The sequence below is a fragment of the Nocardia niwae NBRC 108934 = DSM 45340 genome, assembly GCF_001613465.1.
Lineage (GTDB): Bacteria > Actinomycetota > Actinomycetes > Mycobacteriales > Mycobacteriaceae > Nocardia > Nocardia niwae.
Window position 1 is genome coordinate 23575 of the sequence record NZ_BDCK01000024.1, and the last position, 12688, is coordinate 36262.

Here is a 12688-nt window from a genome sequence, read left to right on the forward strand (position 1 = left end):
GCGTCCTCACGCCTTCCCGAGGGCGGCCTCGGCCGCCTTCCGCTCACGGGCGATCTGCTGGATCGCGCCGAGGCCGTTCACCGACGGCTTGGACCAGAACGCCGTGCGCGAAGCGAGCAGCACCAGCGGTGAGGTGACCAGGAACACCACGACGACGTCGAGAATCGTGGTGAGACCGAGGGTGAACGCGAAGCCCTTCACCTGGCCGACGGCCAGGATGTAGAGCACGGCCGCGGCGATGAAGCTGACCGCGTTGCCGGACAGGATGGTCCGGCGGGCGCGCTGCCAGCCCCGCGGAGCCGCGGAACGGAAGCTGCGCCCCTCACGCATCTCGTCCTTGATGCGTTCGAAGAACACCACGAACGAGTCGGCGGTCATACCGATACCGATGATCAGGCCCGCGATACCGGCGAGGTCCAGTGTGAAGCCGATCCAGCGTCCGAGCAGCACCATGATGCCGTAGACCGCGAAGCCGGAGGCCACCAGCGACAGACCGGTGACGAAGCCGAGCATCCGGTAGTAGGTGAGGCAGTACAGCAACACCACGACCAGGCCGACCGCACCGGCGAGCAGACCCGCCTTCAGCGAGGACAGGCCGAGCGTCGCCGAGACCGTCTCGGCCTCGGAGGTCTGGAACGACAGCGGCAGCGAGCCGTACTTCAGCGTGTTCGCCAATTCCTTCGCCGACGTGGCGGTGAAGTTGCCCGAGATCTGGGTGCGGCCGCCCTGCTGCGGGCCCTGCTGCACGACCGGCGCGCTGACCACCTTGGAGTCGAGCACGAAGGCGACCCGCTTGTAGACGTACTCGCCGGTGAGCGCGGCCCACGCGTCACTGCCGCCGGACTTGAAGTCCAGGTAGACCTCGTGCCTGGCCTGTTGCTGGTTCAGTCCCGAGGTGGCGTCCTTGATCTCCTGGCCATCGATGCGGCTCTTGTCCAGCAGGAAGACCTCGGTACCGTCGGTCGAGCAGGTCACCAGCGGAAGAGCCGGGTCGTCGTTGCCCGCGAGCGGATCGGCCTTGCCGCAGTCCAGGGCGGCCAGGGCGGCCTGTTGCACGGACGCGTCGGTGCTCTGGCGCACCGCCTTGGCCGCCTGGATCTCCTTGGTGGCCTCTTCGGTGGGCGTCAGGGAGGGATCTGCGGGCGGCTGCGTCGGCTGCTGGGCCGGGAACACGCGCTGCTGCGGAGCGGGCGCGCTCTGCTCCGTTTCCGGCGTGGCGGGCTGCGTCGTCTCCGGCGTCGTGGGCTGCGCCGCGGGGGCGGGCTGCGTGGCCGGCGCGGTCTGCGGGGTCGCGCCGCGTCCCGCGGCGGGCACGGCCTGCAACACGGGACGGATGTAGAGCTTGGCGGTGGTCGCCAGCGCGCGCGCCTGCTGCCCGTCGTCGCCGGGCACGGTGATCACGATGTTGTCGCCGTCGATGACGACCTCGGATCCGCCGACACCGAGCCCGTTGACCCGGTTCTCGATGATGTCCTGAGCCTTCTTGAGGCTGTCCTGGCTGGGCTTGCTGCCGTCCGGCGTGCGCGCCGACAGCGTGACACGGGTGCCGCCCTGCAGGTCGATACCGAGCTTGGGTGTCGGGGACTTGTCACCGGTGAAGAACACCAGCGCATAGATCACGGCCAGCAGCGCGGCATAGACACCGAGCAGCCGCAGCGGGTGCGCCGATCCCTGGGAAGGTGGCACAGTACGTCATCTCCTAGGCGGGAAGTCGAGGATGGAACATGCGGACGTGCACCAGCTACGCCGGGTGCGCGGACGGACGGCCGCGGCGACATCCGGCGAGCCGGGGCACTACCGGAACGATCAGTCCTTGGTCAGGCGGGTCTCGGTCTGCTCGGCGGATTCCTCGACGGCGTCGGTGGTGTCCGAGCCGGTGGCCTCCGAGCCGGTCTCCTCGGTGTTCACCTGGTCGTCGGTGCGCACCTCACGGATGGCCTGGCGCAGCCACGTGGTGACCACGTCCTCGGCGATCTCGAGGTCGACCGTGGTGTCGTCGAGTTCGACCACGGTGCCGTACAGACCCGACGTGGTGACGACCTGATCGCCGATCTTCAGGCTGTCCTGCATGTGGGCGACCTTCTCGGCTTCCCGCTTCTGACGGCGGACACCGAGGAACATCGGCACGAGCAGGGCTACCAGTAGCAGCGGAAACAGCAGTTCCATCGTCGAAGTCAGTCCCTAGTGTCGTGGGTGGGATGGACAAGTACCCACACAGTCTGCCAGTTCGCTGCCCGAGTGCCACACCCGCACGCCCGCTGGGCAGCTACAACTTCCCCATCGCACACCGGCTCGCCCGCCGCGACACGCTTCGGCGGGCGAGGTGCGGCGGCACTGTCAGGCGGTCTTGCCGTAGACGTAGTCCTCCAGCGGGAAGCCGACCGCTTCGCGATGGGCGTTCAGCGTGCTGGTCGGCCGGAGCAGGGCTGCCTCGCCGTGCTGGTTGAAGTAGTAGCTGCGCGCGGTGGCGCAGTCGCCGCCGTAGAAGACCGAGGAGCCCAGCTTGTCGGTCACCCGGTCCAGGAACTCCGCGTTGGCCCGCTCGGTGACCTCGAAGGTGGTCTCCCCCCGGCGACGCAACTCGCCGAACAATCTGCCCATATGCTTCATCTGGGCTTCGATGGTGGTGAAGTAGGACAGACCGCTGTAGGAGTACGGGCTGTTGAGGCTGAGGAAGTTGGGGAACTTCGGCACCGTGATCCCCTCGTAGGCTTGGAACCGGTTGTCCCGCCAGAACTTTCCGAGGTTCACCCCATCGCGGCCGATGATCTCGATGGCCGGGAAGTTCACGTCCCACAGATTGAAGCCGGTGGCCAGGATCAGCGTGTCGATCTCGGTCTTGCGCCCGTCCGCGGTGACGATGCCGTCCGGTTCGACGTGGTCGATCGAGTTCGTCTCCAGACGCACGTGCGGCTGGTTGAACGTGGTGAAGTAGTGGTTGGAGAAGGTCGGCCGCTTGCACCCGAAGTCGTAGTGCGGGGTCAGCTGCCTGCGTGTTTCCTTGTCGCGCACGGACGCCCGCAGATGCGCTTTGGCGAGCGCTCCGGCCCCCTTGTTCAGCAGCCGGGCCTGTTTGAAGTGCAGCACCCCGACCACCATCAGCGCCTCCAGCAGGCTGGTGTTGACCAGCCGCGCGGCCTTCTGCGTGGCGGGAACCCGTTCGAACAGCTTGCGCACCGGAGTGGGAATCGCGGTGTCGATTTTCGGGACCACCCAGATCGGGGTGCGCTGGAATACCGTGAGCGCCTGTGCTTTCTTGGCGACTTCGGGCACCAGCTGAACGGCAGTGGCGCCGGTGCCGATGATCGCGGCCCTGCGGCCGGTGAGGTCGAAGTCGTCCTCCCACGCGGTGGTGTGGATGATCTTGCCCGCGAACGAATCGATACCGGGGAACGGTGGCGTGTAGGGCTGGGACAGGAATCCGGTCGCGGTCAGCAGGTACCGGCCGGTGACGGTGTCGCCGCCCGCGATCGAGACCACCCAGTGCTGCCGCTCGTCGTCCCAGCGCGCGCCGTCGACGACGGTGCCGAAGCGCATGCGGCGGCGCAGGCCGTACTTGTCCGCGACGTGCCCGGCGTACTTCTTCAGCTCCTCGCCCGGCGCGAACAGCCGCGACCAGTGCGGATTCGGTTCGAAGGAATACGAGTAGGTGACCGAGGCGATGTCGACCGCCAGACCCGGATAGTGGTTCACGTGCCACGTACCGCCGAGATCGTCCTCGCGTTCGAGGATGACGTAATTGCTCAGGCCGAGCCGATCGAGCTGAATGCCCGCTCCCATGCCCCCGAACCCCGCACCGACTACGACCGCGTCGTATTGAGGCGCCACACCGAACCTCCTGCTAGCTGAACCGCATATCACGGAATGACACATCATTCCGTTTGTGATGACTGTATCATCGGGAAGGTGACGAAGCCATCCACGCGTGCCGAGCGACGGAAAGCCGAACTGCGCCAGGAGATCATCGACACCGCGTTCGCCTGTTTCGCAGAGAAGGGCTATCACGCCACCGGCATCGCCGACATCGCGGGACAGCTGGGCATCGGTCACGGCACCTTCTACCGCTACTTCAGCAACAAGCGCGACATCATCGACCACGTCATCGACGACCTGGCCGCGCGCATCATCGCCGCCCTCGGCACCGAGAACGCCCCGGACGCCGCCGCCGACCTCGACGAATACCGCGCCCAGATCGATCGCATCGGCGTGGCGCTCACCGAGATCCTGCTGGCCGACCGGCGGGTGGCGCAGCTGCTGCTGTTCCATGCCACCGGCATCGACGACGAGCTCACCCAGCGGCTGTACGGACTGCTCGACACCGCCGACGCGCTGACCGCGGGCTACCTCGACCACGGCGTCGAACAGGGCTACCTGCGCGCCGACCTGGACACCTCGAATACCGCGCGGGCGGTGACCGGCATGCTGATCGGCGGCATCGTCTACTCGCTGCGCGAACCGGACGAGGCCGCCATCACCGCACTCAACCAGGCGATCCGCCGCCTCCTCGTAGACGGCGTCCGTAAGGACTGAGCAACTCGGCAACCCCCCTGACGCCGCCACCGGCGCTAGGGTGAGGCGCACTGATCCGACGCTTTCGCCAGGGGGACGGCCCTTGTTCGCAAAAGGCCAGGGAAACGCGAAGTTTCCCTTCCGAGCGGTCCGGCGCTCCGAGCCTGACAGAATGTCGCCCGTGACTCCCGAGGACGTGCGCCGCACCCGTTTCGCGACTCCCACGCTCGGGTATCGCGGCTACCACGCCGACGAGGTGGACGCCTTCCTGGAACTCGTCGCCGCGGCCTTGGCCGGACGGGGCGTGCTCGCCGCCGACGATCTACGGCACGTCAGCTTCGGCGCGCCCCGGCTCGGCCAGCGCGGTTACCGCGCCGATCAGGTCGACGAATATCTCGACCAGCTGCGTGTCGAACTGGAGTTCCGTCAGCGCGGCGTCCGGCCGGTGCCGGCCGCGCACGGCAACGGCCATGCCATGCTCACCCCCGACGACGTGCAACGCATGCGATTCAGCCCGGCCGCGGTGGGCAGGCGCGGATACAACGAGGAAGAGGTCGGCGCGTTCCTCGATCTGGTCGCCGCGACCCTCGTGCACGGCGGACCCGGCAGTCTCACCCTCGCCGATGTCGAGGCCGTCCGATTCACCGAGGCGCGCGTCGGCTCTCGCGGGTATCAACGGGACGAGGTCGACGCCTTCCTCGACTTGGTCGCCGCCGCACTGCGCCGCCGCCACTGACCCGACCGCCCGGGCCCCGCTCACTCGAAGAGGTCGAGCGTGGGGTGCGGCTCGCGCCCGCGCACCTCGATGGAGCCGAACACCAGGTCCGGCGGCGGGACGAGACCGAGATGCTCCCAAGCGGCGGCGGTGGCGACCCGGCCGCGCGGTGTACGCGCGACCATGCCCGCGCGAACCAGGAACGGTTCACACACCTCTTCCACGGTCGCAGCTTCCTCGCCGACCGCTACGGCCAGGGTGGACACGCCCACCGGGCCGCCGCCGAAACTGCGGATCAGCGCGCCGAGGACGGCACGGTCGAGGCGATCGAGACCGAGTCCGTCGACGTCGTAGACCTCAAGCGCGGCCTGGGCGATAGGGCGGGTGATCCGGCCGTCGGCACGGACCTCCGCGTAGTCGCGGACGCGGCGCAGCAAGCGGTTGGCGATGCGGGGCGTGCCGCGCGAGCGGCCCGCGATCTCGGCCGCAGCCTCCTCCTCGATGACGACACCGAGGATCTGCGCCGACCTCTGCAGGATGCGCAGCAGCTCGCCGGGCTCGTAGAAGTCCATGTGCCCGGTGAAACCGAACCGGTCGCGCAGCGGACCGGTCAGCGCTCCGGACCTCGTGGTGGCGCCGACCAGGGTGAACGGCGCGATGTCCAGGGGAATGGAGGTCGCACCCGGCCCCTTGCCGACCACCACGTCGACCCGGAAGTCCTCCATCGCCAGGTAGAGCATCTCCTCGGCGGGACGCGCCATCCGGTGGATCTCGTCGATGAACAACACGTCGCCCTCGACCAGGTTGCTGAGCATGGCGGCGAGGTCGCCCGCCCGCTCCAGAGCGGGACCCGAGGTGATCCGCAGCGCGGTGCCGAGCTCCACGGCGATGATCATCGCCATGCTGGTCTTGCCCAGACCCGGCGGACCGGACAGCAATACGTGGTCCGGTGTGCCGCCACGCTGTTTGGCTCCGCGCAACACCAGCGCGAGCTGTTCGCGCACTCGGGGCTGACCGATGAAATCGTCCAGCGATTTGGGGCGCAGGCTCGCCTCGATCTCCCCGTCGGACTTCAGATAGCTTGCGCTGAGCTGGGATTCGGTGGCGTCGTCTTCGTGGTCCATGACGCGTTACCGATTCTTGCCGAGCAATCCGAGCGCGGCCCGCAGAGCGGCCGAGGTGTCGGCGGCGGGCTGGTCGGCCAGCACGGCGTCGACCGCCTGCTCGGCCTGTTTCGCGGCGAAACCGAGTCCGACGAGCGCCTCGGCGACCTGATCTCGCACGGGCGTGACCACCGCGGCGGTCGGCGATCCGGGCGGACCGGAGGGGACCGGAACAAGATTCACCTTGTCCCGCAGTTCCACCACCATGCGTTCGGCGCCGCGCTTGCCGATGCCGGGGACCCGGGTCAGCGCCGCCACATTGCTTTCGGCCAGCGCTTTGCGCAACGCCTCGGGCTCGAGCACGGCCAGCACCGCCATGGCGAGGCGGGGCCCGACGCCGGAGACCGTTTGCAGCAGGCCGAACAGGTCGCGAGCCTCGGTGTCGGCGAAACCGTAGAGGGTCATCGAGTCCTCGCGGACGATCATCGCGGTGTAGAGCCGGGTTTCCTCGCCGCGGACGAGCCCGGCCAGGGTGGAGGGGGTGGCGTTGAGCCGGTAGCCGACGCCGGCCGCCTCGATCACCGCGTGGTCGAGGGCGATTTCCAGCACTTCACCGCGTACCGACGCGATCACCCGTGCACCGCCTTCCGTTGTTCGGCCAGCCGTTCGATGTACCGGCGCTGCGCCGCGGCCGCCTTGGCCTCCGCCGCCGCCATCCGCTCCAGCAGCGGCGCCCGCCAACAATGGCAGATCGCCAGCGCCAGCGCATCCGCCGCGTCCGCCGGTTTCGGTGCGGTCGGCAGCCCGAGTATCCGGGTGACCATGGCGGTGACCTGCTTCTTGTCCGCGGCGCCGTTGCCGGTGACCGCGGCCTTCACCTCACTGGGTGTGTGGAACGCGACCGGGATCCCGCGGCGCGCGGCGGCCAGCGCGATCACCCCGCCCGCCTGCGCGGTGCCCATGGCGGTACGGACATTGTGCTGGGCGAAAACGCGTTCGATGGCGACGGCCCCCGGCTTGTGGGTGTCCATCCAGCGTTCGGCGGCGTCGGCGACCGCCAACAGGCGGTGGGCCAGCTCCATATCGGCGGGAGTGCGGACCACCTCGACACCCACGGCGTTCACCTTGCGCCCCGACCCGCCGTCGACGATGCTGAGGCCGCATCGGGTGAGTCCGGGGTCGACGCCCATCACCCGCACGACGACCCCTCTCAGACGCGAACAACTGTTCGAGAGTGTAGCGGAGGCTTGGTCTTTCACCGCCCAGCGACACGGCCCGGCTATCCGCCGCCCGTCGCTCCCTGCGCCGCGCCCGGCAGGCCCAGCAACTCGGGGTGACTCGCGCGCACCGCCCATTGCCGCGCTGGATCGGTGACCAAGCGCCGCGCCGCGAGATCGAGCAAGCCGCTGACATTGGTCACCGTCGCGGCCACCACACCGTCGGCGCGGGTCAAGACGTGCTCGACCCGATAGGTCTTGCCCGTCCCCCACTCCCACGCGCACGACACCTCCACGGTGTCGCCACCGCGGAGTTCGCGCTGGAAGCGCAGCACGGTTTCCAGGTTGACCGGCCCCAGGCCGGACGCGATCAACTCGTCGACCGAGACGCCCGCCGCCTGGACGCAGGCGAAACGCGCGTGATCGGCGAACTGGTGATAGGCCGCGCCGGTGACATGCAATTGCGGATCCAGGTCGGACACCCTGACCTCGATGCGGGTACTGAACGACACGCGCCGCACTATGCCAGTGGGCACCGACAAACCCGGCGCACCGAGATGAACCGCGAGCTCATACCGTCGAGATCCCGCGCTACCTGCGGCACAACGGCCGACAGCCCGATCCGCTCCTCGGCGGCGGTCCGCCACTCGGCACCGGCGACAAGAACCGGCAGCGTATCCGAGGACGGGCTCAGAGCCCGAAGACCCGCCTCGCGAACACACCGTGCGCACGTTCGTCGAAGAGGACGAACCGCGCTTGCGTCACCGCCGTCGGCGTCGCGCGCACCGTGTCCACCGCGATCCGGGCGCCGTCTTCCATCGGCCAGCCGAAGACGCCGGTGGAGATCGCCGGGAACGCGACCGTCCGCGCTCCCATTTCGTCCGCGACGCGCAGCGATTCTCGATAACACGAGGCCAGCAGAGCCGAACGGTCCTCCGTGGCCGACCACACGGGACCGACCGTGTGGATCACCCAGCGCGCGGGCAGGCGACCGGCCGTGGTGGCGACCGCGGCCCCGGTCGGCAGCCCCGAGCCGTAGCGGGACGCACGCAGCCTTCGGCACTCCGCCAGGATCTCCGGGCCACCGCGCCGGTGGATCGCGCCGTCGACTCCTCCGCCGCCGAGCAGCGACGAATTCGCCGCGTTCACCACCGCGTCGACCTCCTGCTCGGTGATGTCGCCGCGTACCAGCACCAGTTCGACCATGCTCGCATTCTGCCTCGCGCACCGCAGGCGGAGGACGACTCCGAAGGCCGGGCACACAGGACCGCTGGAGCCGGTTACCAGCTTGCCTCGAGGAATGGCTTCGACAATGCCGGACGTGCCAGTACTCGCCGCTCCCCCGACTCCGGCGCCACCGCAGCTCGCTCCGGCGCCGAACCCGCAGCACGCGTTCCATCACGGGATCTCGCTGCTGCACGGCTGGTTGCCGTTGACCGTCGAACTGCTCGCCGCGGCGTTACTGCTGATCGCGATCGCTCGGCGCACCAAGCGGTGGTGGTCGATCCAGGTGCCCGCCTGCACAGCGGTCGGCGTAGCGGCCGCTCTGGCCGCGGCGTGGTACGTCGCCGACGAGGGCTTGGCCTCCGACCCCGCGCCCACCCGGTTGTGGCTGTGGGTCGGCGGCACGGCCGCGGCGGCCGCCATCGCGATCGCCGGCTGGCCGGGGGCGCACTGGTGGCGGCGCGCTGTCGCGGTCCTCGCCATCCCGTCGACGCTGGTCAGCGCCGGAATTGTGATGAACCAGTGGGTCGGCTATTACCCCACCGTGCAGGCCGCGTGGGGCGCGGTCACCGCGGGCGCGCTGCCGCATCAGATCGACCTCTCGGCGCTACCGGCCCTGCGGAACACCCCCGTCGCCGACGGAGCCCTGGTACCGGTGCGCATTCCGGACGCGGGCAGCGGATTTCCGCACCGCACCGAGTACGTGTACCTGCCGCCCGCGTGGTTCACCGGGCCGACCCCGCCCGCCCTGCCGGTGGTGATGATGATCGGCGGCGAGTTCAACACTCCGGCGGACTGGCTCCGCAGCGGCCAGATCATGCCGACAGTGGACGGATTCACCAAGGCGAACGGCGGCCTCGCCCCGATCCTCGTCTTCGTCGACTCCAGCGGCAGCTTCAACAACGACACCGAATGCGTCGACGGACCGCGCGGCGACGCCGCGGCGCACCTGACCGAGGACGTGCCCACCTACCTCGAAGCGCGGTTCGGCGCGTCCGCGGATCCGGCGCGCTGGGCGGTGGTGGGCTGGTCCATGGGCGGCACCTGCGCGGTGGATCTGGCGGTCATGCACCCCGAGTTGCTGCGCACCTTCGTCGACATCGCCGGCGATCTCGGCCCCTCGTCCGGCACCAAGGAGCAGAGCATCGCTCGTCTGTTCGGCGGCGACGCCGACGCGTGGGCCGCGTTCGACCCGCTGACCGTCATGGCCCGGCACGGTCCCTACAACGGCGTCGCGGGCTTGTTCGACGACCTGCTCCCCGCACAGCGTTCCGGCGGCGGGAACCGGCGCACCCCGGCGACCGACGACGACCACGCGGGCCTCGGCGGTCGGGACGAGGTGCCCGACACCGGTGAGACCGGCGCCGCCGGCACGCTCTGTGCCGCGGGACGCGCGGTCGGCATCGAGTGCACCGTCTACACCACCGAGGGCGGACACACATGGCAGTTCGCCGCGGCCGCGTTCGCTTCGTCGTTGCCGTGGGTGGTCGGGCGCGTGGGTCTGCCCGTTCCGGCCGGGAACTGAGCTCTCGGCGTCGGGCTCAACCGGCCGCCACGGCGGCGCGCGCACGGAAAGTGCGCCGATAGGCCTGCGGTGACACGCCGATCGCCTCGGCCAGGTGCTGGCGCAGCGAGGTGCCCGTGGCGAAGCCGACCTCGCCCGCGATCCGATCGATGGTCAGGTCGGTCGTCTCCAGCAGGTGCCTGGCACGGAAGACGCGCTGCTGGATCAACCACCGCCCCGGGCTCATCCCGACTTCGTCGCGGAAGCGCCGGGCGAAGGTGCGCTTGCTCATCCGGGCCCGGACGGCCAGTTCGTCGACGGCGAGCGGCAGGTGCAGGTTCTCCAACGCCCACTGTCTGGCCGCTGCGGTCCCGGCCGAGGTGGCGGGCGGCACCGGCTGCTCGATGTACTGCGCCTGGCCCCCGTCGCGCCACGGCGGGACGACGCAGCGGCGCGCGACCGCGTTCGCCACCGCACTGCCGTGATCGCGCCGCACCAGATGCAGGCACACGTCGAGCCCCGCCGCCGCGCCCGCCGAGGTGAGAACGTTTCCGTCGTCCACGTAGAGCACGTCGGGATCGAGGCGCACGCGCGGGAAGGTGCGCCGGAACACTCCGGCCTGATTCCAGTGCGTGGTGGCCGGGCGACCGTCGAGCAGTCCCGCGGCCGCGGCCACGAACGCGCCGGTGCAGATCGCGACGATTCTGGCTCCCGGCCGGATCTGCGCGAACGCGTCGAGCACCGGTTGCGGCAACGTGCCGGTGAGAGCCGTCGTGATATCGCAGGCGGGCAGCACGACCGTGTCGGCGTTCCGCAGGGCCGTGCTGTCGTGTGCCACGGCGATGTCGAAATCCGCGGCGCTGCGCACCGGACGACCGTCGATCGAGCAGGTGACCACGTCGTATCTGCCCGCGGCGCTACCGAACACCCGATTCGGGATACCGAGTTCGAAGGGGTAGACCCCATCCAATGCCAGCACCACCACGCGGTGCGTAGCCGCCGAGTCCACCATGGCACGATCATATCGAAGAATGGCAATCGTGCCATTTTCCTCGCCCGCAACTCCCGGCAGGCTGACAGCCGTGAACGACATCGACAGCCCCGCGACCATGCGCGCGATCAGCCAGCAGACCCTCGGCGGTCCCGAGGTACTCACCGAAGTGCGGCTTCCGCAACCGGTTCCGGGTCCCGGTCAGATCCTGATCCGGGTGCACGCCGCCGGACTCAACCCGACCGATTGGCGCCACCGCGCAACCGCGGGACTGTTCCTGCCCGAGCCGCCGTTCGTCCTCGGCTGGGACGTCTCCGGTGAAGTCGCGGCCACCGGCATCGGCGTCACCCTGTTCCGCCCCGGCGACGAGGTGTTCGGCATGCTCCCGTATCCGCACGGTCACGGCTCCTGCGCCGAATACGTCGCGGGCCCGGCCCGCGCCTTCGCCCGCAAACCGGCCGCGCTCGACCACACCCAGGCGGCGGCGATCCCGCTCGCCGCGCTCACCGCCTGGCAGGCGCTCGTCGACACCGCCCACCTGGAAGCCGGGCAACGCGTGCTGATCCACGCGGCCGCGGGCGGCGTCGGCCACTTCGCGGTACAGATCGCGAAGGCGCGCGGGGCCCACGTCATCGGCACGGCCAGTGCGCCCAACCACGCGTTCTTGCGCGGGATCGGCGCCGACGAGGTGATCGACTACCGCACGACCGACGTCGCAGAGGCGGTCCGCGATGTCGACGTGGTGCTGGACTCGATCGACGACGACAACAGCATCCGGTCCCTGCGCACGCTGCGCCCCGGCGGGCTCCTGGTCACGCTACGGGCGTTCGGCGCGGCCGACCTCGCGAGCGAGGCGGAGGCCCTGGGCGTCCGCGCGATCCGGCTGCTGGTGGAACACGATCACGCCGGCATGCTCGCCCTCGCCGGTCTGGTCGAATCCGGCGCGCTGCGCCCGGCGGTCGCCGGAACGTTCCCGCTGTCGAAGGCAGGCGAAGCGCACGCAGCGGGCGATACGGGGCGAACCGTCGGCAAATTGGTACTCACTGTGCCCTGAAATGTGCCACGATCAGGCCGTTCACGCTTCTACCATCCGAGGATGAGCATTGGTGCAAAAGCTGTCCTCGAAGGCGGGCCGCAAGATCTGCCCGCGCGCATCGTCCCGATCACCCCGCCCGGAGTGGAATTGAAGGTGCCGTATCACGGCGGATACGAGCACTTCAAGGTCACCCAGCGGGAACAGGACACCCCGGAGGGGCGGCTGCGCGTGTACGAATGGTGCGATCGCACGAAGATCGCGGAGTGAGCCGGCCTGGCGCACTCGGGGGCGGCGACCCGCCCCCGGTCGCGCGATTCTGACCGAGTTCGACTCACATCTCGGACAAAAGCGTAACCAACTGGTTACGCTTTTGTCCTGGACGAAGTAGC

Annotated in this window: 14 protein-coding genes; 5 read left to right on the forward strand and 9 right to left on the reverse strand. The window is 69.5% G+C overall.

Annotated features, from left to right (window positions below; genetic code table 11):
• Positions 1-6 precede the first annotated feature (6 nt).
• The 3 genes from secD to NNI01S_RS16405 form a co-directional block, all read right to left on the reverse strand.
• Entirely contained in the window at positions 7-1686 is a 1680-nt protein-coding gene (secD, locus tag NNI01S_RS16395; RefSeq protein ID WP_063020985.1) for a protein translocase subunit SecD, read from the reverse strand.
• A 120-nt stretch (positions 1687-1806) separates the two neighbouring features.
• On the reverse strand, positions 1807-2166 hold the full coding sequence (yajC, locus tag NNI01S_RS16400) for a preprotein translocase subunit YajC (RefSeq protein ID WP_063020986.1): 360 nt from the start codon (positions 2164-2166) through the stop codon (positions 1807-1809).
• 171 nt (positions 2167-2337) lie between these two features.
• Positions 2338-3828 carry a flavin-containing monooxygenase gene (locus NNI01S_RS16405; RefSeq protein WP_063020987.1) on the reverse strand — a complete coding sequence of 497 codons (1491 nt, stop codon included), beginning with the start codon at positions 3826-3828 and terminating at the stop codon, positions 2338-2340.
• 36 nt (positions 3829-3864) lie between these two features.
• On the opposite strand from NNI01S_RS16405, the gene NNI01S_RS16410 reads away from it, so the two are divergent.
• Both NNI01S_RS16410 and NNI01S_RS36355 read left to right on the forward strand, forming a co-directional pair.
• Entirely contained in the window at positions 3865-4530 is a 666-nt protein-coding gene (locus NNI01S_RS16410; protein WP_063020988.1) for a TetR/AcrR family transcriptional regulator, read from the forward strand.
• Between the two features lie 151 nt (positions 4531-4681).
• Positions 4682-5245, forward strand: coding sequence for a DivIVA domain-containing protein (locus NNI01S_RS36355; RefSeq protein ID WP_063020989.1), 564 nt, complete (start codon positions 4682-4684; stop codon positions 5243-5245).
• Positions 5246-5265: 20 nt separating this feature from the next.
• Here NNI01S_RS36355 and ruvB read toward each other — a convergent pair whose 3' ends face one another.
• From ruvB to NNI01S_RS16440, 5 genes are all read right to left on the reverse strand, one after another.
• The gene (gene ruvB / locus NNI01S_RS16420; protein ID WP_063020990.1) at positions 5266-6348 is read right to left on the reverse strand and encodes a Holliday junction branch migration DNA helicase RuvB; all 1083 of its coding nucleotides are present in this window, start codon (positions 6346-6348) and stop codon (positions 5266-5268) included.
• 6 nt (positions 6349-6354) lie between these two features.
• Positions 6355-6960: a Holliday junction branch migration protein RuvA gene (gene ruvA, locus NNI01S_RS16425; protein ID WP_063020991.1), complete on the reverse strand. Its 606-nt coding sequence runs from the start codon at positions 6958-6960 to the stop codon at positions 6355-6357.
• The gene (ruvC, locus tag NNI01S_RS16430; protein WP_063020992.1) at positions 6957-7526 is read right to left on the reverse strand and encodes a crossover junction endodeoxyribonuclease RuvC; all 570 of its coding nucleotides are present in this window, start codon (positions 7524-7526) and stop codon (positions 6957-6959) included. The genes ruvA and ruvC overlap by 4 nt, the downstream gene beginning before the upstream one ends.
• Before the next feature lie 80 nt (positions 7527-7606).
• Complete coding sequence (locus tag NNI01S_RS16435) at positions 7607-8056, reverse strand: acyl-CoA thioesterase (RefSeq protein WP_063021183.1); 450 nt, start codon at positions 8054-8056, stop codon at positions 7607-7609.
• Positions 8057-8234: 178 nt separating this feature from the next.
• The gene (locus tag NNI01S_RS16440) at positions 8235-8750 is read right to left on the reverse strand and encodes an O-acetyl-ADP-ribose deacetylase (protein ID WP_063020993.1); all 516 of its coding nucleotides are present in this window, start codon (positions 8748-8750) and stop codon (positions 8235-8237) included.
• Between the two features lie 115 nt (positions 8751-8865).
• Here NNI01S_RS16440 and NNI01S_RS16445 point away from each other — a divergent pair, with 115 nt between their 5' ends.
• Complete coding sequence (locus NNI01S_RS16445; protein ID WP_245676212.1) at positions 8866-10293, forward strand: alpha/beta hydrolase; 1428 nt, start codon at positions 8866-8868, stop codon at positions 10291-10293.
• A gap of 16 nt (positions 10294-10309) precedes the next feature.
• On the opposite strand, the gene NNI01S_RS16450 is transcribed toward NNI01S_RS16445, so the two are convergent.
• Positions 10310-11284 (reverse strand): GlxA family transcriptional regulator, encoded by a 975-nt coding sequence (locus tag NNI01S_RS16450; protein ID WP_084488857.1) that lies wholly within the window; start codon positions 11282-11284, stop codon positions 10310-10312.
• Positions 11285-11354: 70 nt separating this feature from the next.
• On the opposite strand from NNI01S_RS16450, the gene NNI01S_RS16455 reads away from it, so the two are divergent.
• Positions 11355-12317, forward strand: a complete 963-nt coding sequence (locus NNI01S_RS16455; RefSeq protein ID WP_435825004.1) for an NADP-dependent oxidoreductase — start codon at positions 11355-11357, stop codon at positions 12315-12317.
• Between the two features lie 42 nt (positions 12318-12359).
• Positions 12360-12566 carry a DUF5988 family protein gene (locus tag NNI01S_RS16460; RefSeq protein WP_174554408.1) on the forward strand — a complete coding sequence of 69 codons (207 nt, stop codon included), beginning with the start codon at positions 12360-12362 and terminating at the stop codon, positions 12564-12566.
• Positions 12567-12688: the final 122 nt, after the last annotated feature.

Coding starts and splice junctions, on each gene's coding strand:
- yajC (WP_063020986.1), bottom strand. CDS start 2,166: ATGGAACTGCTGTTTCCGCTGCTACTGGTAGCCCTGCTCGTGCCGATG.
- NNI01S_RS16410 (WP_063020988.1), top strand. CDS start 3,865: ATGACACATCATTCCGTTTGTGATGACTGTATCATCGGGAAGGTGACG.
- NNI01S_RS36355 (WP_063020989.1), top strand. CDS start 4,682: ATGTCGCCCGTGACTCCCGAGGACGTGCGCCGCACCCGTTTCGCGACT.
- ruvB (WP_063020990.1), bottom strand. CDS start 6,348: ATGGACCACGAAGACGACGCCACCGAATCCCAGCTCAGCGCAAGCTAT.
- NNI01S_RS16440 (WP_063020993.1), bottom strand. CDS start 8,750: ATGGTCGAACTGGTGCTGGTACGCGGCGACATCACCGAGCAGGAGGTC.
- NNI01S_RS16450 (WP_084488857.1), bottom strand. CDS start 11,284: ATGGTGGACTCGGCGGCTACGCACCGCGTGGTGGTGCTGGCATTGGAT.
- NNI01S_RS16460 (WP_174554408.1), top strand. CDS start 12,360: ATGAGCATTGGTGCAAAAGCTGTCCTCGAAGGCGGGCCGCAAGATCTG.